Origin of the sequence: Brevibacterium otitidis (assembly GCF_042429315.1) — a bacterium.
GTDB classification, from domain to species: domain Bacteria; phylum Actinomycetota; class Actinomycetes; order Actinomycetales; family Brevibacteriaceae; genus Brevibacterium; species Brevibacterium otitidis.
Window position 1 is genome coordinate 114,733 of the sequence record NZ_JBHMAU010000018.1, and the last position, 20,085, is coordinate 134,817.

Sequence of the window (20,085 nt, forward strand, 5' to 3'; positions counted from 1 at the left end):
GGCATGCCACTGAGTGTCACACCCACGGTGCCTGTCCGCGCGGCTCAGACGACGAAGTCGGCCGGCTCCGCATCAAGGCCGTCGATGAGGGTCTCGGCCTGCTCGCTGTGGGCGGCGAAGGGGTCCTTGAGCACGATCGCGCGCTGCAGCTGGTCGTTGATCCGCAGGTGCACCCAGTCGACGGTGAAGTCCTTGCGCGCCCCCTGTGCCGCAGCGACGAAGCGTCCGCGCAGATGCGCCCGCGTCGTCGCCGGCGGCTGGTGGCGGGCGGTCTGCACTGCCGTATCGCTCACCGCCCGGGCGGCTGCGCCCTTGGCCTCGAACTGTTTGAAGACCGACGTCTGCGGGGTGAGATCGTGGTAGGCGAAGTCGAGGCGGGCGATGCGCGGATCGCTCAGCTCCAGCTGCCCGCGGGACAGATATCGGTCGAACAGCTGACGCTTGATGACCCAGTCGATCTCCCCGGCCACCGGAGCGAAGTCCCCGGTCTCCACGGCTGTGAGCATCCGCTGCCACCGGTCGATGACCCGTGCCGCGGTGCCATCGTCGCCGAGGCTGTGGTCGCCTTTGTCGACGAGCCTCGCCGCCCGGCCCAGGTAGATGCCGAGCAGCTCCAGAGTCGTCCTCGTCTGACCGGAGGCCAGTTCGAGCTCGGTGCGGCCGGTGAGGTCGCGGGCGATCCGCCGGATATCGCGGATCGGGTTGCGCAGGCTCAGATCCTCCACCGGCACCCCGGTCTCGATGAGGTCGAGCACGAGGCCGGTCGAGCCGACCTTGAGCTCCGTCGTCGTCTGCGACATCGAGGAGTCACCGACGATGACGTGCAGCCGCCGGTACTTCTCCGCATCCGCATGCGGTTCATCGCGGGCGTTGATGATCGGCCGCGATCGCGTCGTCGCTGAGGACACGCCCTCCCACATGACATCGGAGCGGGCGGAGAGCCCGAACTGCAGCTGGCCCGGGGCCACCTCGGGAGCGCGGGCCGGGGCATGCGGGTTCGCGCGGTTCGAATCGGCCGGCTTCAGCTCAGTCGTCACCTTCGCCGGGATGATTGCGCCCGCGCCGACGAGCAGCTGCCGGGCGACGAGGAACGGCAGCAGCACACTCGTGAGATGAGTGAAGTCTATCGAGCGGCGGATGAGGTAGTTCTCATGGCTGCCATAGGAGTTGCCGGCCGAATCGACGTTGTTGCGCACGAGGTGGGCGCGTCCGTCGATGCCGTCGTCTTCGAGCGCCTGCTGCGCCTTCGTGAGCAGTTCGACCATGATCTGATCGCCGGCAGCATCCTGGGCGAGCAGATCGGGCAGGGCATCGCATTCGGCGGTTGCGAACTCCGGATGCGAACCGACATCGAGGTACAGGCGCGCGCCGTTGGGCAGGAACACATTCGACGACCGGCCCCATTCGACGACCGGTCGGAACAGATACCGGGCGATCTCCTCGGGTCCGACGCGCCGCGAGGTGCCCTGTGTGAAGGCCAGTCCGTACTCGGTTTCGAGGCCGAAGATCCGCTTCACTATGCCTCCCCGCCTTCCGTTCCCGAGGCGCCGGTCGCGCCGCCCGTTCCCGAGGCGCCGGTCGCGCCGCCCGTACCCGAGGCGCCGGCTGCGTCGAGCAGTTCGCGCATCGTCTCCGCACGCAGCCTGCGGAAGGTGCGGTGGGATGTGGCGGAGCGTTCGAGCACCGCCGCCTCCAGATCATCGAGGTCGATCGGCTCGCTGTCACCGGCGAGCACCGCATGGCCGATCGCCAGCACCTCGGCCAGCGGCTTGTCAGCGGTGCGCAGGCCCGCGAGCCGGGCGCCGATCTCCTCGGCCTGTCCGCCGATGGCGACATGCTCATTCTCATCGGCGACCGAACCGTCATAGGACAGCCGGAAGAGCCGGTCGCCGGCCGCATCCTCACCGATCTCGGCGACGACGAGCTCGACCTCGAAGGGCTTCGACTCGGTGGTGAAGACACTGGCGAGGGTCTGGGCGTAGGCGTTCGTCAGACCCCGGGCGGTGACATCGGCGCGGTCGTAGGAGAAGCCGCGCAGATCGGCATAGCGCACACCGGCCTGGCGCAGGGTCTCGAACTCGTTGTACTTGCCGACGGCAGCGAAGCCGATCCGGTCGTAGATCTCGGCGATCTTGTGCAGGGTCGCCGAGGGGTTCTCCGCCAGCAGCAGGATCCCATCGTCGTAGCGCAGCACGACGACCGACCGGCCGCGGGCGATGCCCTTGCGGGCGAACTCCGCCCGGTCCTTCATGAGCTGTTCGGGCGAGACGTAGAACGGCATGCTCATCGGCGGTCTCCTTCCGCACGCGAGGCGACGACCGCGGTCGCGATCTCCAGCACCTCGGCTTCGGGTACGCGGCGCACCCCGTCTGCGTCGACGACGCGCACGATCGGAGCGACCTGGCGGACGAAGTCCGGTCCCCCGGTCGCCGAGTCGTCATCGGCGGCATCGATGAGCGCCTCAACGGCCACGCGCACTCCCCCGGCCTCCGACAGGCCCGGCGTCCACAGCTTCTTGAGCGCGCCGCGGGCGAATCCGGAGCCGGAGCCGATCGAGTGGAAGTTCACCTCTTCGTACTTGCCGCCGGTGACATCGAAGCTGAAGATCCGGCCCGCCTCCCGGCCGGGCTCCACGCCGGCGAACAGCGGCACGACGGCAAGCCCCTGGATCGCGAGGCCGAGGCTGGAGCGCAGCATCGAGGCGAGCCGGTTCGCCTTGCCCTCCAGCGACAGCGGAGTGCCTTCGATCTTCTCGTAGTGCTCGAGTTCGAGCTGGAAGAGGCGGATGAGCTCAAGCGCCAGCCCGGCCGTGCCGGCGATGCCGATGACGGAAGCGGAATCGGCGGCGTGGACCTTTTCGATGATGTGGCTGGCGATGAGATTGCCGACCGTCGCCCGGCGGTCGCCTGCCATGAGCACGCCCTTGGCGGTCTTGCAGGCGATGATCGTCGTGCCATCGGGAACGGCGGTCAGCTCACGAGCTGCCGGCAGCTCGCCGCGCATGTGCAACGGCAGCACATCCGGGGCGACGGCCCGGGCGAAATCGGTGAAGGAGTTGGTGGTCGCCGACAGGAACGCCGGATCGAATCCGGGGTTCACTGGCCGCCCTTCTGCACGAAGTTGCGCACGAACTCCTCGGCATTGGTCTCCAGCACCGAATCGATGTCATCAAGGATCGAGTCGACCGCTGCTGTGTTGATCTGGGTCTGCGCCTGCGGGGCGATGGGCGCCTCCTCCGGCGGTTCGGCCCCGTCCTTGCGATTGTGGCGGATCTGTTCCTGACCGCTCATCTCACACCTCATTCCTGTCGCGGTGGACTCTCGGACTGCTGTCCTCAAGTGTAGTGATACCCAGTGATTCCAACAGCTCGTGCACGCTCCCGGCAGCATCGACGATCGCGCCGACGAGCTCCTTCGTGCCCTTGAGCGGATAGTTCATCGGCACGCGCACGAGGCGGTCCGAACCGGTGGTGAAGACCAGCGAATCCCAGCTGGCGGAGACGAGGGCTTCGGTGAACTTCTCCACCGCCCGGCCGCGCAGATACGCGCGCGTGTCCTCCGGCGGGTTCTCCACCGCTGCCAGCACCTGCTCATCGGTGGTGAAGCGGCGGATCCGGCCGGCGGCTTCGAGCTTGTGGAACAGCCCCTTGGCCGGGCGCACATCGTGGTACTGCACGTCGATGAGTGCGAGCTTCGGGTGGTTCCACGGCAGGGACTCACGCTCCTGGTAGCGGGTCAGCAGCGCGAGCTTCGCCACCCAGTCGATCTCGGCGGCCAGGCTCATCGGGTCCTCGGCGAGCTGGGTGAGGAAGCGATCCCACAGCTGGAGCACCTCGGCGGTGTCCGCATCAGGTGCGGCGCCCACCGCCTCGGCGGCGGCCGCGCAGTACATCCGCTGAATCTCGATCGCCGTCATGTGCGAGCCGTCGGCAAGCTCCAGCGGTTCGGAGATGCTCAGGTCGTGGGAGACCTGCTGCAGGGCGGCGACCGGGTCGGCGAGTTCGATGCGCGGGCAGCGGCCTGCCTCGATGAGCCCGAGCACGAGTGAGGTCGCGCCGAAGCGCACGAGGGTGGCCGGCTCGGCCAGCGTCGCATCGCCGATGATGACGTGCAGGCGGCGGTAGATGAGCGGATCGGCATGCGGTTCGTCGCGGGTGTTGACGATCGGGCGGCGCAGTGTCGTCTCCAGGCCGATCTCGGCTTCGAAGAAGTCAGCACGCGAGGAGATCTGGTAGCCGGGCCGTTCGCTTTCGGCGCCGATGCCCACCCGGCCGGCGCCGCAGAGGATCTGGCGGGTGGTGAAGAACGGGATGAGGCAGGCGGCGAGCTCATCGAAGTCGACATCGCGGTCGACGAGGTAGTTCTCGTGCGCCCCGTAGCTCGCACCCTTCGAATCGGTGTTGTTCTTGTAGAGGTTGACCGGCTCCTCGGTGCGGGCCAGCGCCTCGACCGAACGCAGCGCCACGACATCGCCGGCCCGGTCCCACAGCACCACATCGCGGGGTGTGAGCGTCTCCGGTGAGGAGTACTCGGGATGGGCATGATCGACGTAGTAGCGCGCGCCGTTCTCCAGCACCACATTGGCCAGGTACTGCGCATCGGGCTGGGCCTGCGGCAGATGGGTCAGCTGCGAGACGTGCGCCTGCGACTCATTCATGATGAAGCCGCGGGCATCGGCCAGCGGAGACTCGGTGGCGAAGTCCCAGAAGCTCTGCGCAGACTTCAGCCCGCGCGGGCCCGCATAGGCGTCGATGACGCGGGCGGAATCGCGCATCGGATTGGCTTCCGGGCGGCCGGGCTGGGAGACGCCGAACTCCGTCTCGGCTCCCATCACGCGTCTGACACTCAGCATGTCGTCCTCCTGTCTGCTGCCGGCACGGACGTAGAATCGGTGCGTGGCTGCAAAGAAATCATCTCATCTGTTCATCGCCGTCGTCGTCGATGCGTGCCTCGTCGCGCTCTTCACGATCGTCGGCCATTACACGCATCACCAGTCGCTGGTGCCCGAGCAGATCCTGCAGACCGCGTGGCCGTTCCTCAGCGGGCTGTTCGCTGCCTGGCTGCTCAACGCTGTGTGGGCTGCTCCCCTGGCGCCGCTGCGCACCGGCACCGGCCTGTGGGCGACGACCGTGCTGCTCGGCATGGTGATCCGCGCGCTCACCGGCGCTGGCACCGAGGGCCCGTTCATCGTCGTGGCCGCGAGCCTCAACCTCGTCACGCTCGTCGGCTGGCGCGTCATCGCCACGGCTGTCTCCGGCCGCTCAGCCCGCTGAGCCGAGCCTGCTGCACCCCGGATGCGGCAGGCGGTCGGGCGGCTCACAGCAGGTCCGGATCCGGCACCGCAGTGTGTGGTTCGGCATCCGCTCCCCAGGCGGCCTGCGCCTCGGCGGCCAGCTCCCGGTCGCGAGAGCGCTCGGCCTGTGCCTCGGCAGCCTGGGAGCGTTCCTGACCGAGCATCCGCATATGGGTGACCCGTTCGCCCTTGCGGCCGGAGATCCGCGACCACTCATCCGGATTCGAGGTGTTCGGCAGATCCTCGTGCTCGGAGAACTCCTCACCGATTGCTCGCTCGAGGTGCTCCCAGCTGATGCCGCGTTCGCCTGTGGAGAGCAGCGATTTGATCGCATGCTTCTTCGCCCGGTCGACGATGTTCGAGATCATCGCACCGGAGGCGAAATCGCCGTAGTAGAGCACCTCGGAGGTGCCGTCGGCATAGGTGAGCTCGACGAACTCGTTCTCCGCTGACCGGGAGAACATCCGTTCGACGCAGCGGTGGATGAGCGCCTCGACCGCCTGCACACGGGAGCCGTCGGCCGCGTCGAGCACGGAGGCGTGCAGCGGCAGCTCCGGGGTGAGGTACTTCGAGAAGATCTCGGCAGCACCAGACCGGTCGGGCCGCTGGATGCGGATCTTGACATCGAGGCGGCCCGGACGCAGGATCGCCGGGTCGATGAGGTCCTCACGATTGGATGCGCCGATGACGATGACGTTCTCCAGCTGTTCGACACCGTCGATCTCTGCCAGCAGCTGCGGCACGATCGTCGTCTCGACATCGGAGGACTTGCCGGTGCCGCGCGTGCGGAACAGCGATTCCATCTCATCGAAGAACACGACGACCGGTGAGCCTCCGGTCGCCTTCTCGCGGGCGCGGGAGAAGATGAGGCGCAGCTGCCGTTCGGTCTCGCCGACGTACTTGTCGAGCAGCTCCGGGCCCTTGATGTTGAGGAAGTACGAGCGCGTCGTCTCATCGCCGCGACGCTGTGCGAGCGAGTGGGCGACCGCTTTGGCGATGAGCGTCTTGCCGCAGCCGGGCGGACCGTAGAGGAGGATGCCCTTGGGCGGCTTGAGGCCGTGCTCGGTGTAGAGCTCCGGGTGCTCAAAGGGCAGCTCAACGGCATCCTGGATCATGTCGATCTGCGCAGCCAAGCCGCCGATGTCGTTGTACGAGATGTCCGGGACCGCTTCGAGCAGCAGCGAGGACACCTCGGGCTTGGCGACCTTCTCATAGGCGAAGCGGGTGCGGGTGTCGACAAGGACCGCGTCGCCGGGGCGCACACCCTCCTCCTGCAGCACGGAGGCCAGCAGGAAGACCTGCTCGTCATCGCCGGGGGTGCCGACGAGGATCCGGTCGGCGTCCATCACCTCGCGGACGGTCACGACATCGCCGACGCGGGTGTAGTCGACCGCTTCGAGGGCGACGAGGCCCTCGGACAGCCGCACCTGAATGCCCGGGCGCAGCGCAGCGGTGTCGAGGTCCGTTGAGATCGCCACCCGCATCCGGCGTCCCGAGGTGTAGACGTCGAGTTCCGGCACACTTTCGGCATCGGTGACGACGCCGAGCACGGTGCCGAAGGAGTTCGGCGGATCGGACATCCGCTCGGCCTCGGCGCGGATCCGGCTGAGCTCCTCGCGCGCCTGGCGCAGCGTCTTCGTCAGCACCTCATTGCGCTTCGAGGCGTTGAACAGCTGCTGTCGCAGCTGGGCTGAGTCCTTGCGCAGCTTGGCGAGATCCTCGGTGGGACCTGGGGTGGCAGTCACTGATTCTCCTTTGCAGCGGTGTCGTCGCTGTCAGTCTGGTCAGGGCCCTTCGGTGCGGCGGCGGTATCGGCCTGCTGTGCAGAGGCCTCTTCGGCCTTCTTCCGCGAGCCGACCTCGCGTTTGAGTCGGCGCATCTTCTTGCCGGTCGCATAGCGGTGCCCGAGGGTCTCATCGGTGAACTCGCCGCCCTCCCAGTGGGCGCGGTCCTCCGCGCTCGGCTCAGATCCCTGCGGACGGCGCTTGCGCTCCAGCGGCTGGGTGCCGGGTGCGAGCCGGCGGGCGAAGAGCAGGAAGCCGGTGTGGCCGATCATCCGGTGGACCGGGCGCACCGCCAGACCTTCCAGATGCCAGTCGCGGACCATCGACTCCATGGCGTGCGGTTCGGTGTAGGTGCCGGTGGCGCGGATCGCCTCGGCGGTGCGCGAGAGCTGCGTGGCGGTGGCGACGTAGACGATGAGCACGCCGCCGGGAATGAGCGCCTCGGTGACCGCGGGCAGGCACTCCCAGGGGGCGAGCATGTCGAGCACGACCCGGTCGACATCGCCGGGACCGAAAGCCTGCGGCAGCTCTGCGGCCAAGTCACCGGTGGTGCACGACCAGGCTGGATGGGGCCCACCGAAGAAGTCGGCGATGTTCCCAGCGGCGATCTCAGCGAAGTCAGGGCGCTTCTCAAAGGAATGGACGCGGCCCTGATCGCCGACGGCGCGCAGCAGCGACAGTGTGAGCGCACCGGAGCCGACCCCGGCTTCGACGACGACAGCGCCGGGGAAGATATCGCCGAGGGTGGTGATGAGAGCGGCATCCTTGGGATAGATGACGGCTGCTCCGCGCGGCATCGAGAGCACGAAGTCCTCCAGGAGAGGACGCAGCGCCTGGTAGCTGGTGCCGGAGGAATTGCGGACGGTCACGCCTTCGGGCTGGCCGAGGAGCTGGTCATGCTCCAGTGTGCCGGTGTGGGCGTGGAAGGTGCCGCCTGCGGTCAGCACGATCGTGTGCATCCGCCCCTTGGGGTCAGTCAGCTGAACCTTATCGCCGATCCGGAACGGGCCGCGCCGAATCGGCGCGCCGGAAGCCTGCTGTCCATTCATATGCCCTCACTCTAGTACCTGTCCGCAAGCGGAAGGACGGTCTCTCACTGCGTGAACGGCGACTGACCTGCTGGTGAACCGGCAGCTCAGTCGGCGAGCAGCTCGTCGAAGAACTCCTGCAGGTCGATCACCCCGGTGAGCGTCGATCCGCGCATCACCATGCAGTAGGAGGCTTTGGGGCGGTGGGTGAGCGATTCGAGCAGATGCGGTGCGGTGATATCCTCTGGCACGCCGATCCAGCCGCCGAACGGCCGAGCATAGGCTGCGATCGTCTCCTGCTGCTGAGCGCCGATCGGCACCTGCGAGGCGGCATGCCGATCGAGAAAGCCATAGGGAAGGCCCCGCTCATTGAGCACGACGATGATGACCGTCGGGCCCATATTGAGCGAATCGGCGAAGCTGAGGGTCTGTTCGATCGACGAATCATGAGTGGCGGCGATCGCCGGCTGGATGACGGCGCGCAGATCATAAGTCTCCATGCGGCGTGCCCGCTTGGCGTGGGTGACGGAGTCCCCGGCGGAGAACCACAGCATGAACGCGATCGCCGACATCCACAGCACGGTCACGAGGTCGGGGCGCTCCCCGCGCAGCAGCGGCGGGATGAGAGCCCAGAACACGAAGCCGGCAGCGATGATCCGGCCGATCCAGGCGGCAATGAGGGTGCCGAGGTACTGACTGCGGGTGCCGCGCCAGATGAGGGCCTGGATGGCCCAGCCGCCGTCGAGCGGGATGCCCGGCAGCAGATTGATGATGCCGAGCGCGGCATTGGCGAAGGTCACGGCGATGAGCAGCAGCCAGCCGACGGACGACTGTTCGAAAGCGCTCATCGCCAGCCAGCCGATACCGGCGAGGGCGAGATTGATGATCGGTCCGACGATCGAGATGATGAAGCTCGTCGACGCTGCGCGCTTCGGATCCTCTTCGATCTTGGGTTCGAAGCGGGTGAAGCCGCCCCAGATGTTGAGCTCGATCGCTGCGACCCGCTGGCCCACCGCCGTGCCGGCGACGGCGTGGGCGAACTCGTGGAGGAACACCGAGGCGAAAAGGAATACGGCATAGGCGAAGGCGACCGCCCAGGATGCGATGCCAAGGTCGGGGCGCACGTTCGAGACCCAGGGTGCGAAGAGCACCGTGATGATGATCGCGGCGACGAACCAGGACCAGGCGAGGACAACAGGGGCGCCGAAGACCCTGCCGATGATGAGGCCGTTCGACGCTCCTGTCTGCTTCGTCGACGGGCCTGATGAGGTGCTCGCCTGTGTCATGCCCACCATCCTAAAGGTCAGCAGCCTCGCACAGCGTGTGGCCATGCCGAGGCGAAAGCGACGATTTCGGCAGGCACGAAAGCCGCCGGGCAGACCGTGCGGACTGGTCGTATAGGCGTCCCCAGGCGGCGTGCAGGCGTTCCCGGGCGGCGCTGTCCATGCCGGCCGGTAGGGTGTGCGACATGGCCAAACTCGTAGCTCTGTCACCCTCGCGGGCCAATGACTTCGTGCAGTGCCCGCTGAAGTTCCGGTACCGCTCGATCGATAAGCTCCCCGAGCCGCTCTCACCGGCGGCCTTCAAGGGCACGCTCGTGCACGCCGTGCTCGAACGGCTCTTCGATGCGGTGGCTCCGGAGCGGACGTGGGAGAAGACGATCGAGCTGCTGCCGATCGAACTCACCCGGCTCACGGACGAGGATGACCGGGTTGCCGAACTGTTCCCTGCGGAAGAGGATCGCCGGCAGCTGCTCAACGAGTCGGCTGAGCTGTGCCGCTCGTACTTCTCCCTGGAGATTCCGCAGATGCTCGAACCCGATCGCCGGGAGGAGTTCGTGCAAGTGCCGCTGGAAGGCGGGCCGCTGCTGCGCGGGTTCATCGACCGTGTTGATGCCGCAGCTGACGGCGCTGTGCGCCTTGTCGACTACAAGACCGGCAAGCAGCCCAAGCCGCAGTACGGGCGCGAAGCCGATTTCCAGATGCGGTTCTACGCGCTCATGCACTATTTGAGCGAAGGGCAGCTCGTGCATACGCTCAAGCTGCTGTACCTGGGGTCGCGCAGCTCACTCGATATGCACCCGACGATGGCCGATATCGAGCGCACCGAGTTCGAGGTGCGCGGAATCTGGAACGAAATCACCGACGCCGCACAGTCCGGACGCTGGCGACCGCGCCGCTCACCGCTGTGCAACTGGTGCTCCTTCAAGCCGATCTGCCCCGCCTGGGGCAACACCGCGCCCGCGGCTCCGGAGATCACGGAGATCGCCGGCGTCGACCTGTTCTCCGGTCAGGGCGAGCCAAGCGAGCTGCACGACGACCGGCAGCCCTGAGGACACAACGGCCTGAGCTCACAACAGTCCTGAGACCACCACGGCTCCAGCGCAGATGAGGTTCTGAACTCAGCACCGTCGCTTCAGCTCTGCTCGTCGCTGTCGGCAGCCTCCTGGGCATCCGCGACGCCGGGCCCATGCGGGGTGCCTGCGCCGATGAGCCCGTCGAGCGACTGAGCGCTCATCCCCTCCAGCGTCGGGACGAGCCGGCGGCCGGGTTTCTCCGGCAGCGGCACCAGATGCGGGATGCCGAAGGCGATCGTGCCGGCGGCCTCGGCGCTGGTGAGGCCCGGCACGGAGTCTTCGAAGGCAACGCACTGTTCAGGCGGCACGCCCAGCTGGGCGGCGCCGATGAGATAGGGCGCCGGGTCGGGTTTGCCGGCCGGCACCTCGTCGCCGGTGATGAGGGCTGCGAAGGCGCCTTCGGGGCAGGCGGCGACGACCGCCTCGGCGAGGCGACGGTACGACATCGTCACAAGTGCGCAGGGCACCTCATTGGCGTGCAGGTCTGCCAGCAGCTCCTTGGCACCGGGGCGGAAGGGCACATGCTGCCGGACGAGTTCGACGACACGGTCGAGGAGCAGTTCGACGATCTCCTCCGCCGGCAGGGTGAGTCCGTGGGCGATGAGGATATTGGCAGATGTCAGCAGCTCATTGCCGACCATGAGCATGCCCTTCTCCTCATCCCAGTCCAAACCGTGTGCGTGCATGAGCTCGGTTTCGGCCTCCACCCAATAGGGTTCGGTGTCGACGAGAGTGCCGTCCATGTCCCAGAGGACTGCCGCATAATGTCGCATAGTTCTAGCGTAGTCTGTGCCCATGGACTTCTTGCCTCCCTCCGATCGGTGTCTGCGGATCCTCGCCGTCGAAGGCATGGACGATGCCGGGCAGAGCGCAGTCGACACTGCCCACCATCTCGTCGACGCGTGGGAACTGCAGCCGGCGGAAGCGAAGCTCGTCGCCGGCTTCTACGACTACAGCCTTGTGCGCCCGCGCATCCGGCGCACCGGCCTCGACGCCGAGGTGGAGTGGCCGTGTATCGAGACCTACACCGGGACCGTGCCGGGAACCCCGATCAGCGTCGCGGTCATGATCGGTTCCGAACCGACCTTCGGCTGGCCCGAGGCGTTCGACGAGCTGCTCGCCGAGGCCGATGAGACGGACCGCGTGGTGCTGCTCGGCGGCGCGCCGGCTGCGGTCTCCCACCGCCGTCCGCTGCCGGTGCAGGTCACGAGTGAGCAGGGCGATGTCGTCAGCGCCTATGAAGGTGTCGAGTCGGCCTACGGGGAGGGATCGGCCGGATTCCTCGAGGTCTTCGCCGTCGACCTCGCCGCCCGCCGTATCCCGGCAGTTGCGCTGACGGTCTCCGTGCCGGGCTATGTCGCCGGCACCCCGTCGCCCAAGGCGATCCTGTCCCTGCTCGGGGCCTTCGAAGATCTCACCGGGCTCGTCGTCTCCCAGTACGAGCTCGTGGAGGATGCGCGGGCATGGGAGGTCGGCGTCGAGGAGTTCGTGGAGGCGAATCCGGACCTGCAGGATCACGTCGAACATCTCGAATCGGTTGCCGAGACCTCGGAGCTGCCGGAAGCCAAGGGCGAGGCGATCGCCCGCGAATTCGAACGCTACCTGCAGCATCGCCGCCGCGACGGCGCCTGAGGCAGACGCATGCAGCTCAGCTGAAGGAACGTCAACGCCTCACGGCTCGATGACGCCGCCTCAGAGTTTGATGCCGAGCAATGCGTCGATCGCGGTCACGATCTCCTCGGTGTCGGCGCGGGATCCTTCGCTGCTGACAGAGGCGGCCCACTCATCGAGGGTGGACAGCGCCGACGGCGTGTCGAGATCATCGGCGAGATCGTAGCGCACATCGTCGATGACCTCGGCTGCGCTGAGCGTGGAACCGGATTCGGCGGCCCGCCGCCACAGCTGCAGACGCTGCTGGGCATACTCGAGCACGTCCTCGGAGTAGTGCCAGTCGCATCGGTAGTGGTAAGCGAGCAGACACAGGCGCACCGCCATCGGATCGACGCCGGATTCGCGCAACTGGGACACGAACACGAGGTTCCCGCGCGACTTGCTCATCTTCTCACCCTCGTAGCCGACCATGCCGGTGTGCATGAAGACATCGGCGAAGGGCTCACCGGTCATCGCTGTGGCATGGGCTGCGCACATCTCGTGGTGCGGGAAGATGAGGTCGTTGCCGCCGCCCTGGATCGTGAGCGGGAAGCCGAGGTATTCGCCGGCGATGGCAGCGCACTCGATGTGCCAGCCGGGACGGCCGGCACCGAGCTCACCGCCGTCCCAGGAGGGCTCGCCTTCGCGTTCGGCCCGCCACAGCAGCGGATCGAGCGGATCCTCCTTGCCCGGAGTGTCGGGGTCGCCGCCGCGCTCACCGAACAGGCGCATCATCGCCTCGCGGTCATAGTGCGAAACCGAGCCGAACGGCGGTTTGGTGCTCGCACCGACGCGGTAGTAGACGTCACCGTTGTCGAGGCGGTAGGCGTAGCCGTTGGCCAGCAGCTCGGTCACGGCGGAGACGACGAGATCCATGCTCTCAACAGCGCCGATGTAGTGGTCGGGGGCGATGACCCGCAGGGCTTCCATATCCCCTCGGAACCGGTCGATCTCGGTGTCGGCCAGCTCCCTCCAGTCGACGCCGGTCGCTGCTGCACGTTCGAGAAGCGGATCGTCGATGTCGGTGATGTTCTGCACATACCTCACCTCGACACCGGCATCGCGCCAGACACGCTGCATGACGTCGAAGGCGACGTAGGTCGCCGCATGCCCGAGGTGGGTTGAGTCGTAGGGCGTGATCCCGCAGACGTAGAGGCGGGCGACCTTCCCCTTGCCGGGGGCGTTGACGGGTCCCTGCACGGCGGTGCAGTAGACATCGGGGCCCCGGCCGGAGCTGGAGAGCTGAGGAATATCAGGAGATTGCCATGGTTTCACGCTCCCCAGCATACGAGTGAGCAATCAGGGACCTCAACACGGTCCTTGCCCCGGCCTGTCGCCGGTGCTCACGCGGATCCGGATACCCAGGTCGGCGCGCTCACAGCGGCGGCCATGGGATGGGTGTCCGGGTGCTCGGCGGCAGCGGGAAGGAACCGAGGTCGAGCAGCGCGGCGGCCCGCTCGGCGGTCGCCACGGCTTCGGCTTCAGTGAGCCAGTTCTGCAGCAGCTGCGTAAGCTCGGGATCTTCAGCGACTGCTGCGAGCAGCCGGGTCTCGGCCGGGGTGAAGGATTCACCGGAGACGCCCCACAGCACGGTGCGCAGCTTGGGCTCAGCGTGGAAGGTCAGGCCGTGGTCGATGCCGAACATCGCCGGCTCTGCGCCGTCGAAGCGGTAGTGGCCGCTGAGGATGTGGGAAGCCTTGCGGTCGGCGTTGTTGGCGATGAGATCGAAGAGTGCGATGTCGCGCAGCGCCGGTGCCAGAGCGTGCGCGACGACGAGGTCTTCACCATCTTCGGAGACTGCGGAGAAGATCGCTGCCCAGGAGCTGGGCACATCCTCCGGAGCGAAGACGTCGATGAGGGCGTCATCCGGGTTGAGCGCTTCGACGTACGCCTGCAGGGAGCCCGGGCCGGCTGCGAGATCTGTGCGCATGACCGTCGGCGGGGCGACCGGCAGTCCGATGGCGCGGCCGAGTTCGAAGCAGGCGACCTCTCTGCCAGCCAGGGTGCCATGCGGGAAGTCGTGCAGCGGCCGCTCCCCGGCAGCTGGCTTGTAGACCGCCCGCAGGACGGTGTCGTGGGCCGTGACTGTCACCAGACGCGTGTCATTGGAGGCATGCGGGATGCGGCCGAGCTGATGGACGGTCCCGGCGGCCAGCGCCTCGGTGATGGCAGCGGTGTCGTCTGCTGGGGCCAGCTGTGTGGGAGTGTCGATGCGCACCGAGATGTCCGGCCAGTCCGATTCTGTGGCCGACTCGCTGCTGCGCGTCGTCATACCCGGCATCAGCGGGCGATCCCATTGGCGCGCGGGCACATATGACCGGCAGGATCGAGCGGCAGCGAGCAGAACGGGCAGTCGGCACGCCCGGCATTGACGACCTGGTCGGCGCGGCGGGCGAACTCCCGCGCCTGCTCAGCGGTGAGCGTCACCTTGAGCAAGCGGCGGTCCTGGGAGTCGTCCTCCGGATCGCCGCTGGAGCCGGACTCGGCGTCCTGCTGTGTGAGCTCATAGCATTCGACGATGAGCAGCCCCGCCTGCGTATCCCAGCCCAGGCTCATGGTGCCGACGACGAACTCCGGGTCGACGGGCATCGTCAGACCGGCATTGTCGATGAGATGTGCAACCGGGCCGACCGGGATCGGAACGGTACTCGCGCCCTTGGCGCGGACCATATCGAGCAGCTCGTCCATCCGCTCCCCGAGCATCTCGACTTGCTCCTTCTCCAGCGTCACCGAGGTGACGACCGCCTCGGAGGCGGCCTGCAGGAAGAAGGTGCGCTCACCCGGCAAGCCGACGGTGCCGGCGATGAACCGGTCGGGTGATGCGTGTTCGAAGATCGGGGCGGCCATAGCTCTTACCCTATGACATCGCAATCCCCTCGTCATCGGCCCAGGCACCCGCGGTCAACAGGTGAGCTGCTGGTGACGCAGGTGCCTGAGGAGGGGTACATTGGTGCTATGAGCCTTGAACCCGAAGTGGCCCTGGAAGACTTCCTTTCGGCAATCCGCGCGCACTACGCTGCAGCGGCCCATCGCACCTCCGACGAGGATCCGCGTGTCGAAGCCTCCTATATGGCCCTCGCGGAGGCTTTCGACGTCTACGAAGAGGCCCTGTACCGGGCGTTCGAAGAGGTCACGCCGCTCGAGCTCTTCGACGACCAGGAGGACGCGAAGGCCGACGACGATGACGATGATGCTGACGACTTCGACGACGACGATTATGACGACGATGATGAGTACGACGAAGACGATGACGAAGATGACTTCGACGGTGACGACGACTTCGATGAGGATGACGACGACTTCGACGACGAAGACTGAGCAGCCGGCCTCATCGGCCTGTGCCCTGCGCTGAGGGCGTCACCGCGCTGCTGAGCTGCTCAGTCGTCACCGCGCCGCTGAGCTGCCCAGCTGCGTGCACCGACGCCTCTGCCCGCGGAATCGGCGCAGAGGCTGGCGGTCAGGCAGTGGGATCGTCGACTGCGGGATCGGAGATCTGATCGAGCACCTGCACGATCTCCGGCTGCAGATCCGCATCGCTGCCGAGCAGCTGCTCCAGCTGATCGACGGTGCGCGGGCTGATGAGACTGCAGGCCGGCGCCTGTGAGCGCGTCCACGCCAGCGCCACATCGACGGGCGCGATCTCCAGGCTGGAGGCCGCCTTGCACACCCCCGCGACGATCCGCCGCGCATCCTCCGACAGGTAGCGCTGCATGTAGCCGTCCTGATGAACCGCAGCACGCGACTGAGCGGGCACTCCCCTGAGGTACTGGCCTGAGAGCGCGCCGCGCCCGAGGGCCGCACCGGCGACCATGCCGATGCCGAGGTAGTCGGCGGCCGGAGCGACGTCGGTCTCCGCGGAGCGTTCGAGCAGGGAGCGCTCGTTGAATGCCGCCGCGACCGGGATGCCGGCACCGGCGACCGCGGCCAGCTGCCAGCCGGCATGGTAGGCGCACGCGATGTAGCCGATGTCGCCGCTGCCGAGCAGCGTGTCGAGCGCAGACGCCGTCTCCTCCAGCGGTGTGCGGGCGTCGAAGCCGTCGAGGACGAGGACGTCGATGTGCTGGCGGTTCATCCGCTGCAGCAGCTCGCGGGTCTGCCGGAGCACCTGCTGCCGCGACAGGCTGAGGACGGGTTCGTCGCCGCGCTGCGCGACGCCGACACGGGCACACACAGTGATCTCGTCGCTGACTGTCAGCCGACCCAGAACATCGGCTGCCGGTGATGCGAAGGCCGGCAGCTCGAGGACGGTGCCTCCGGCCTGGGCGTAGGTGTCGAGGAGCTGCTGGGCAGTGCTGTCGTCGACGCGGCTGCCCCAGTCGAAGGTGCCGAGCCCCAGTTCGGAGAGCTCCAGACCCGATGTTCCGACGCGATGAACGTGCATAGTCCTTGAGGTTACCTGATGACAGGGTCTACCCTGATGTGGGTCTGCCAGCCGGTGCGTCGCCTCTCCCCTGCTGATTCGCCGCTGCCGACCAGCATCCCGCCGTCAGATCCCGGCCGCGGGCGCCGACTGCTAGGAGTGAGAGCATGGATTGGCTCGTCGCCGTGATCCTCGGAATCGTGCAGGGCCTGACGGAGTTCCTGCCGATCTCCTCATCTGCGCATCTGCGGATCGTCGGCGAATTCCTGCTCCCCGGGCAGGATCCGGGAGCCTTCTTCACCGCCATCGTGCAGATCGGCACCGAGACCGCTGTGCTCGTGTACTTCTGGAAGGACATCACGAGCATCATCGCCGCCTGGTGCCGGGCACTCGTGGGCAAGGGCCCCAAGGACGACCCGCAGGTCCGCCTCGGCTGGCTCATCATCCTCGGCTCGCTGCCGATCGCGGTGCTCGGTCTGCTGTTCGAAAGCCAGATCGAGAGCATCCTGCGCAGTCTGTGGATCACCGCGACGATGCTCATCGTCTTCGGCATCATCCTCGGCCTCGCCGACCGGTACGGGCCCCGCACCCTCGAGCTCAAGCACATGACCTGGGGGCAGGGCATCCTCTACGGCTTCGCGCAGGCGATGGCGCTCATCCCCGGCGTCTCCCGCTCCGGCGGCACGATCATCGCCGGCCGCCTCATGGGCTTCAAGCGCGAAGCCGCTGCCCGCTATTCGTTCCTCCTTGCGGTGCCCGCCGTCATGGCCTCGGGGTTCTACGGTCTCGTCAAGAGCGTCGGTGAGCCGATGGTGCTGGGCTGGGGCCCGACCGTCGTCGCGACCGCGGTGAGCTTCATCGTCGGCTATGCCGTCATCGTCGGCTTCCTCAAGTTCATCTCCACCCGCTCCTTCGCGGTCTTCGTCTGGTACCGGGTTATCATCGGCGTGCTCATCTACGTGCTGCTCGGCACCGGCGTGATCGCAGCCCTCTGATCGGCTGGCCGCCCACGGCTGCCGGCACACCTCGCGTCGCTCCGGCCGGCTGGGCCTGTGCTCTCGTCAGCGGCCGCCGCCGAGGTCGGGGCTGGCTGCCACGCGCCCGCCGGCGGTGACCGACATGGCGCTCACGACCGGGTGCCCGTCACCCGGATAGGCGATGACGCTGAAGGAACCGGGTGCCACGCTGATGCGCTGGAAGCGGTCGAGTGGGCATGCGAGGGCGTCAGCGAGGATCGCTTTGATGATGTCGCCGTGGCTGACGATGATCCCGGCGATCGCCGGCTGCTCTCCGGACGTGTCTGCGCCGGAGGCCGGCGTGCTGGGAGCGAGCCGTCGCAGTTCGGCGACGAACGCCTCGGCGGCGGCAACCCCGCGGATGGCGGCTGCCTGCATCGACTCCCCGCCCGGGAAGACCACGGTCGAGGGGCTCTCAGCCACCTCGGTCCACGCGCTGAGCTTCTTGAGCTCAGCCAGCGGCTGGCCGCTCCACTCCCCGTAGTCGATCTCCGCCAGGCCGTCGTCCTCGCGTTCGTCGATGGGGCCGATGATCGCCTGCAGCTCCGCGGCCGTCTGCTGGCAGCGCAGCAGGGGCGAGCAGCGCAGCGCGGCGATGTGCGGGAACGGCAGCATGCCGGCCAGATCGCGGATCTGCGCACGTCCAGCCGCCGTCAGATCGACCCCTGGGATCCGCCCGGCCAGCAGCCCGGCGGCATTCGCGTCGCTCTCCCCATGCCGGATGAGAACCAGATGGACCATACCGCTCAGGATAGTGCACCCGGTCCCCGGCGTGTCCGCCAGCTGAAGCGCACGAAAACGCGCCGGCCGCGGTGGTAGCCTCAGCGCAGTGAAGGAGGTCATGTGAAACGACGTCGCCCACCCGTGGAATACGAGTTCCGCACTGTGAGCCTGCACCGCGACATGACTCGCTCAGAGGCCGCCCGGCTGCTGACCGACGAAGCTGAGTACGGGCACTGGGAGCTCGCACGCACCCGCATCGGCATGGGCGGGACGAAGACGGTGTGGCTGCGCCGACGCATCATCCGGATCGAGCGCAGCGCATGACCGCCCAGGCATCGCGCGGGCCGGCGCTGCTGTTGGCAGCGGCGATGATCACCGCCGGCCTCGGCATGGCGGTGCAGGGCACCACGAATGCCCATCTGACCGGAGTCATCAGCCATGGGATGTATGCCGCGCTGGTGTCCTTCTCCGGCGGACTCCTGCTGCTGTGCCTCATCCTCCCCTTCGCCCCCGGCGCCCGGCGCGGCATCGGCCGGGCCGTGCGTGCGGTGGCCGACCGGGACGTCTCCTGGTGGATGCTCACCGGCGGCATCCCCGGTGCCGGCGTCGTCATCGCCCAGGTGCTGACGGTGCCGCTGTTCGGCGTGGCGACCTTCATCATGTCGTTCGTGTGCGGGCAGCTCGTCGGCGCGCTCATCGTCGACAACACGTCGCTGAGCCCCGGCGGACGGATGGCCATCACCCTGCCGCGCATCCTCGGCGTCATCATCGTCATCGCCGGCGTCGCCGTATCGTCCGCCGGCGCACTGTCCTACGGGGTGGCCCTGTGGGCGCCGCTCGTGCCGTTGACCTCCGGCGTGCTGACCGCGTTCCAGCAGGCCTTCAACGGCCATGTCAAGAACGCAGCCTGCTCGGCCTACGCCGCCACCTTCACGAACTTCGTCGGCGGCGTGCTCTTCCTCCTCGTCATCGCCGTCATCGTGCGGCTCACCGGCGTGCCGATCAGCGGCTTCCCGCAGCTGCCCGGACAGTGGTGGATGCTCATCGGCGGCATGCTCGGCGTCATGTTCATCGGCTTCTCCGCACTCGCGGTCGGCCGCCTCGGTGTGCTGCTGCTGAGCCTGCTCGTGCTGTTCGGCAATCTGCTCGGCTCCCTCATCATCGACATCGTCTTGCCCGTCGGTGCTGCACCGATCGGCCTGCAGACGTACATCGGCATCGGGCTCGTGCTCATCGGCGTCATCGTCACCTCGATCCGGCGCCCACAGCGCTGGGCCGGCAGCCACGACTGAGGTGAGGAAACGCCGCTGGCCGTCCCTGTCAGCACAAGGACGGCCGGTATGAGTTCCGCGGAGGCGGAGGCGAGCAGGCGACTGTGGCGCCGAGGCGGGCAGCTCAGACGCTGAGCAAGGCGGCCCGGTCACCGACAGGGCAGGCTCAGGCCTCCATGAGGAAGCGGCCGAGCACGCGCGCACCGAATTCGAGGGAGGCCACCGGCACCCGCTCATCGACGCCGTGGAACATCGCTGGGAAGTCGAGGTCCGGGGTCAGGCGCAGCGGGGCGAAGCCGTAGCCGGTGATGCCCAGCAGCGACAGTGCCTTGTTGTCAGTGCCGCCTGAAAGCGTGTACGGCAGCACCTTGGCGCCCGGATCCTCCTCCTGCAGCGCCGCCACCATGGTGTCGACGAGCCGTCCGCCGAAGGGCGACTCGAGTGCTGTGCCGGTGATCTCCTCTTCGATGTCGACGCCCTCGCCGGCGAGCTCCTTGAGTTTGAGGGCTCTTCGGACATCCGGTGGGGGTCATGGGGTGAGTCCGCCGGCGGCGAGGAGCATGCGGAGGCGGTAGTTGTGCTGGTTGCGGTAGCCGCGGGCGAGG

At 67.5% G+C, this 20,085-nt stretch carries 21 protein-coding genes and 1 pseudogene; 7 read left to right on the plus strand and 15 right to left on the minus strand.

All coding sequences use genetic code 11. From position 1 onward, the window contains the following. Positions 1-44: 44 nt before the first annotated feature. The 5 genes from pafA to dop are packed head-to-tail and all read right to left on the minus strand — an operon-like array spanning position 45 to position 4,851. Positions 45-1,520 carry a Pup--protein ligase gene (gene pafA, locus ACFFN1_RS01930; RefSeq protein ID WP_376838120.1) on the minus strand — a complete coding sequence of 492 codons (1,476 nt, stop codon included), beginning with the start codon at positions 1,518-1,520 and terminating at the stop codon, positions 45-47. Then, positions 1,517-2,287 (minus strand): proteasome subunit alpha, encoded by a 771-nt coding sequence (prcA, locus tag ACFFN1_RS01935; protein ID WP_376838074.1) that lies wholly within the window; start codon positions 2,285-2,287, stop codon positions 1,517-1,519. Before prcA ends, pafA begins: the two co-directional genes overlap by 4 nt. Then, the gene (prcB, locus tag ACFFN1_RS01940; RefSeq protein WP_376838076.1) at positions 2,284-3,099 is read right to left on the minus strand and encodes a proteasome subunit beta; all 816 of its coding nucleotides are present in this window, start codon (positions 3,097-3,099) and stop codon (positions 2,284-2,286) included. Before prcB ends, prcA begins: the two co-directional genes overlap by 4 nt. Continuing rightward, entirely contained in the window at positions 3,096-3,290 is a 195-nt protein-coding gene (locus ACFFN1_RS01945; RefSeq protein ID WP_376838078.1) for a ubiquitin-like protein Pup, read from the minus strand. The genes prcB and ACFFN1_RS01945 overlap by 4 nt, the downstream gene beginning before the upstream one ends. Position 3,291: 1 nt before the next feature. Further along, positions 3,292-4,851, minus strand: coding sequence for a depupylase/deamidase Dop (gene dop / locus ACFFN1_RS01950; RefSeq protein WP_376838080.1), 1,560 nt, complete (start codon positions 4,849-4,851; stop codon positions 3,292-3,294). Positions 4,852-4,894: 43 nt separating this feature from the next. Between dop and ACFFN1_RS01955 the strand changes: the two genes are divergently transcribed. Next, complete coding sequence (locus ACFFN1_RS01955) at positions 4,895-5,272, plus strand: DUF3054 domain-containing protein (RefSeq protein WP_376838082.1); 378 nt, start codon at positions 4,895-4,897, stop codon at positions 5,270-5,272. Between the two features lie 43 nt (positions 5,273-5,315). Here ACFFN1_RS01955 and arc read toward each other — a convergent pair whose 3' ends face one another. From arc to ACFFN1_RS01970, 3 genes are all read right to left on the minus strand, one after another. After that, positions 5,316-7,037: a proteasome ATPase gene (gene arc, locus ACFFN1_RS01960; protein ID WP_376838084.1), complete on the minus strand. Its 1,722-nt coding sequence runs from the start codon at positions 7,035-7,037 to the stop codon at positions 5,316-5,318. Then, positions 7,034-8,125 carry a tRNA (adenine-N1)-methyltransferase gene (locus tag ACFFN1_RS01965; RefSeq protein WP_376838087.1) on the minus strand — a complete coding sequence of 364 codons (1,092 nt, stop codon included), beginning with the start codon at positions 8,123-8,125 and terminating at the stop codon, positions 7,034-7,036. Before ACFFN1_RS01965 ends, arc begins: the two co-directional genes overlap by 4 nt. Before the next feature lie 86 nt (positions 8,126-8,211). After that, positions 8,212-9,390: a site-2 protease family protein gene (locus tag ACFFN1_RS01970; protein WP_376838089.1), complete on the minus strand. Its 1,179-nt coding sequence runs from the start codon at positions 9,388-9,390 to the stop codon at positions 8,212-8,214. A 182-nt stretch (positions 9,391-9,572) separates the two neighbouring features. Here ACFFN1_RS01970 and ACFFN1_RS01975 point away from each other — a divergent pair, with 182 nt between their 5' ends. Continuing rightward, positions 9,573-10,436 carry a RecB family exonuclease gene (locus ACFFN1_RS01975; RefSeq protein ID WP_376838091.1) on the plus strand — a complete coding sequence of 288 codons (864 nt, stop codon included), beginning with the start codon at positions 9,573-9,575 and terminating at the stop codon, positions 10,434-10,436. 83 nt (positions 10,437-10,519) lie between these two features. Here ACFFN1_RS01975 and ACFFN1_RS01980 read toward each other — a convergent pair whose 3' ends face one another. Then, a complete protein-coding gene (locus tag ACFFN1_RS01980; protein ID WP_376838093.1) occupies positions 10,520-11,233 on the minus strand; it encodes an HAD family hydrolase in 714 nt (237 codons plus the stop codon). Between the two features lie 22 nt (positions 11,234-11,255). Between ACFFN1_RS01980 and ACFFN1_RS01985 the strand changes: the two genes are divergently transcribed. Then, positions 11,256-12,092, plus strand: coding sequence for a PAC2 family protein (locus tag ACFFN1_RS01985; protein WP_376838095.1), 837 nt, complete (start codon positions 11,256-11,258; stop codon positions 12,090-12,092). A gap of 60 nt (positions 12,093-12,152) precedes the next feature. Here the strand turns inward: ACFFN1_RS01985 and mshC are convergent, their stop codons facing one another. From mshC to ACFFN1_RS02000, 3 genes are all read right to left on the minus strand, one after another. Further along, positions 12,153-13,385, minus strand: coding sequence for a cysteine--1-D-myo-inosityl 2-amino-2-deoxy-alpha-D-glucopyranoside ligase (gene mshC, locus ACFFN1_RS01990; protein WP_376838097.1), 1,233 nt, complete (start codon positions 13,383-13,385; stop codon positions 12,153-12,155). Between the two features lie 100 nt (positions 13,386-13,485). Further along, complete coding sequence (locus tag ACFFN1_RS01995) at positions 13,486-14,382, minus strand: Rv2133c family protein (protein WP_376838099.1); 897 nt, start codon at positions 14,380-14,382, stop codon at positions 13,486-13,488. Positions 14,383-14,390: 8 nt separating this feature from the next. Further along, entirely contained in the window at positions 14,391-14,957 is a 567-nt protein-coding gene (locus tag ACFFN1_RS02000) for an Rv2134c family protein (protein WP_376838101.1), read from the minus strand. A gap of 108 nt (positions 14,958-15,065) precedes the next feature. Between ACFFN1_RS02000 and ACFFN1_RS02005 the strand changes: the two genes are divergently transcribed. After that, positions 15,066-15,428, plus strand: coding sequence for a hypothetical protein (locus tag ACFFN1_RS02005; RefSeq protein ID WP_376838103.1), 363 nt, complete (start codon positions 15,066-15,068; stop codon positions 15,426-15,428). A 139-nt stretch (positions 15,429-15,567) separates the two neighbouring features. Here ACFFN1_RS02005 and ACFFN1_RS02010 read toward each other — a convergent pair whose 3' ends face one another. Continuing rightward, the gene (locus ACFFN1_RS02010) at positions 15,568-16,491 is read right to left on the minus strand and encodes an aldo/keto reductase (protein WP_376838105.1); all 924 of its coding nucleotides are present in this window, start codon (positions 16,489-16,491) and stop codon (positions 15,568-15,570) included. Positions 16,492-16,637: 146 nt separating this feature from the next. Here ACFFN1_RS02010 and ACFFN1_RS02015 point away from each other — a divergent pair, with 146 nt between their 5' ends. Then, positions 16,638-17,465 carry an undecaprenyl-diphosphate phosphatase gene (locus ACFFN1_RS02015; RefSeq protein WP_376838107.1) on the plus strand — a complete coding sequence of 276 codons (828 nt, stop codon included), beginning with the start codon at positions 16,638-16,640 and terminating at the stop codon, positions 17,463-17,465. Positions 17,466-17,531: 66 nt separating this feature from the next. Here the strand turns inward: ACFFN1_RS02015 and ACFFN1_RS02020 are convergent, their stop codons facing one another. Further along, on the minus strand, positions 17,532-18,227 hold the full coding sequence (locus ACFFN1_RS02020) for a histidine phosphatase family protein (protein ID WP_376838109.1): 696 nt from the start codon (positions 18,225-18,227) through the stop codon (positions 17,532-17,534). A 102-nt stretch (positions 18,228-18,329) separates the two neighbouring features. Between ACFFN1_RS02020 and ACFFN1_RS02025 the strand changes: the two genes are divergently transcribed. Then, on the plus strand, positions 18,330-18,533 hold the full coding sequence (locus ACFFN1_RS02025; RefSeq protein ID WP_376838111.1) for a DUF5703 family protein: 204 nt from the start codon (positions 18,330-18,332) through the stop codon (positions 18,531-18,533). Continuing rightward, positions 18,530-19,501, plus strand: coding sequence for a DMT family transporter (locus ACFFN1_RS02030; protein WP_376838113.1), 972 nt, complete (start codon positions 18,530-18,532; stop codon positions 19,499-19,501). Before ACFFN1_RS02025 ends, ACFFN1_RS02030 begins: the two co-directional genes overlap by 4 nt. A 145-nt stretch (positions 19,502-19,646) precedes the next feature. Here ACFFN1_RS02030 and ACFFN1_RS02035 read toward each other — a convergent pair. Then, positions 19,647-19,979, minus strand: a pseudogene (locus ACFFN1_RS02035) (M20/M25/M40 family metallo-hydrolase); the annotation flags it as partial. Between the last annotated feature and the right edge of the window lie 106 nt (positions 19,980-20,085).

Excerpts from the sequence above, each read along its gene's own strand:
- prcA (WP_376838074.1), bottom strand. The coding sequence starts at position 2,287 with ATGAGCATGCCGTTCTACGTCTCGCCCGAACAGCTCATGAAGGACCGG.
- ACFFN1_RS01945 (WP_376838078.1), bottom strand. The coding sequence starts at position 3,290 with ATGAGCGGTCAGGAACAGATCCGCCACAATCGCAAGGACGGGGCCGAA.
- dop (WP_376838080.1), bottom strand. The coding sequence starts at position 4,851 with ATGCTGAGTGTCAGACGCGTGATGGGAGCCGAGACGGAGTTCGGCGTC.
- ACFFN1_RS01965 (WP_376838087.1), bottom strand. The coding sequence starts at position 8,125 with ATGAATGGACAGCAGGCTTCCGGCGCGCCGATTCGGCGCGGCCCGTTC.
- ACFFN1_RS01970 (WP_376838089.1), bottom strand. The coding sequence starts at position 9,390 with ATGACACAGGCGAGCACCTCATCAGGCCCGTCGACGAAGCAGACAGGA.
- ACFFN1_RS01975 (WP_376838091.1), top strand. The coding sequence starts at position 9,573 with ATGGCCAAACTCGTAGCTCTGTCACCCTCGCGGGCCAATGACTTCGTG.
- ACFFN1_RS01980 (WP_376838093.1), bottom strand. The coding sequence starts at position 11,233 with ATGCGACATTATGCGGCAGTCCTCTGGGACATGGACGGCACTCTCGTC.
- ACFFN1_RS01985 (WP_376838095.1), top strand. The coding sequence starts at position 11,256 with ATGGACTTCTTGCCTCCCTCCGATCGGTGTCTGCGGATCCTCGCCGTC.
- ACFFN1_RS01995 (WP_376838099.1), bottom strand. The coding sequence starts at position 14,382 with ATGACGACGCGCAGCAGCGAGTCGGCCACAGAATCGGACTGGCCGGAC.
- ACFFN1_RS02000 (WP_376838101.1), bottom strand. The coding sequence starts at position 14,957 with ATGGCCGCCCCGATCTTCGAACACGCATCACCCGACCGGTTCATCGCC.
- ACFFN1_RS02005 (WP_376838103.1), top strand. The coding sequence starts at position 15,066 with ATGAGCCTTGAACCCGAAGTGGCCCTGGAAGACTTCCTTTCGGCAATC.
- ACFFN1_RS02010 (WP_376838105.1), bottom strand. The coding sequence starts at position 16,491 with ATGCACGTTCATCGCGTCGGAACATCGGGTCTGGAGCTCTCCGAACTG.
- ACFFN1_RS02015 (WP_376838107.1), top strand. The coding sequence starts at position 16,638 with ATGGATTGGCTCGTCGCCGTGATCCTCGGAATCGTGCAGGGCCTGACG.
- ACFFN1_RS02020 (WP_376838109.1), bottom strand. The coding sequence starts at position 18,227 with ATGGTCCATCTGGTTCTCATCCGGCATGGGGAGAGCGACGCGAATGCC.
- ACFFN1_RS02030 (WP_376838113.1), top strand. The coding sequence starts at position 18,530 with ATGACCGCCCAGGCATCGCGCGGGCCGGCGCTGCTGTTGGCAGCGGCG.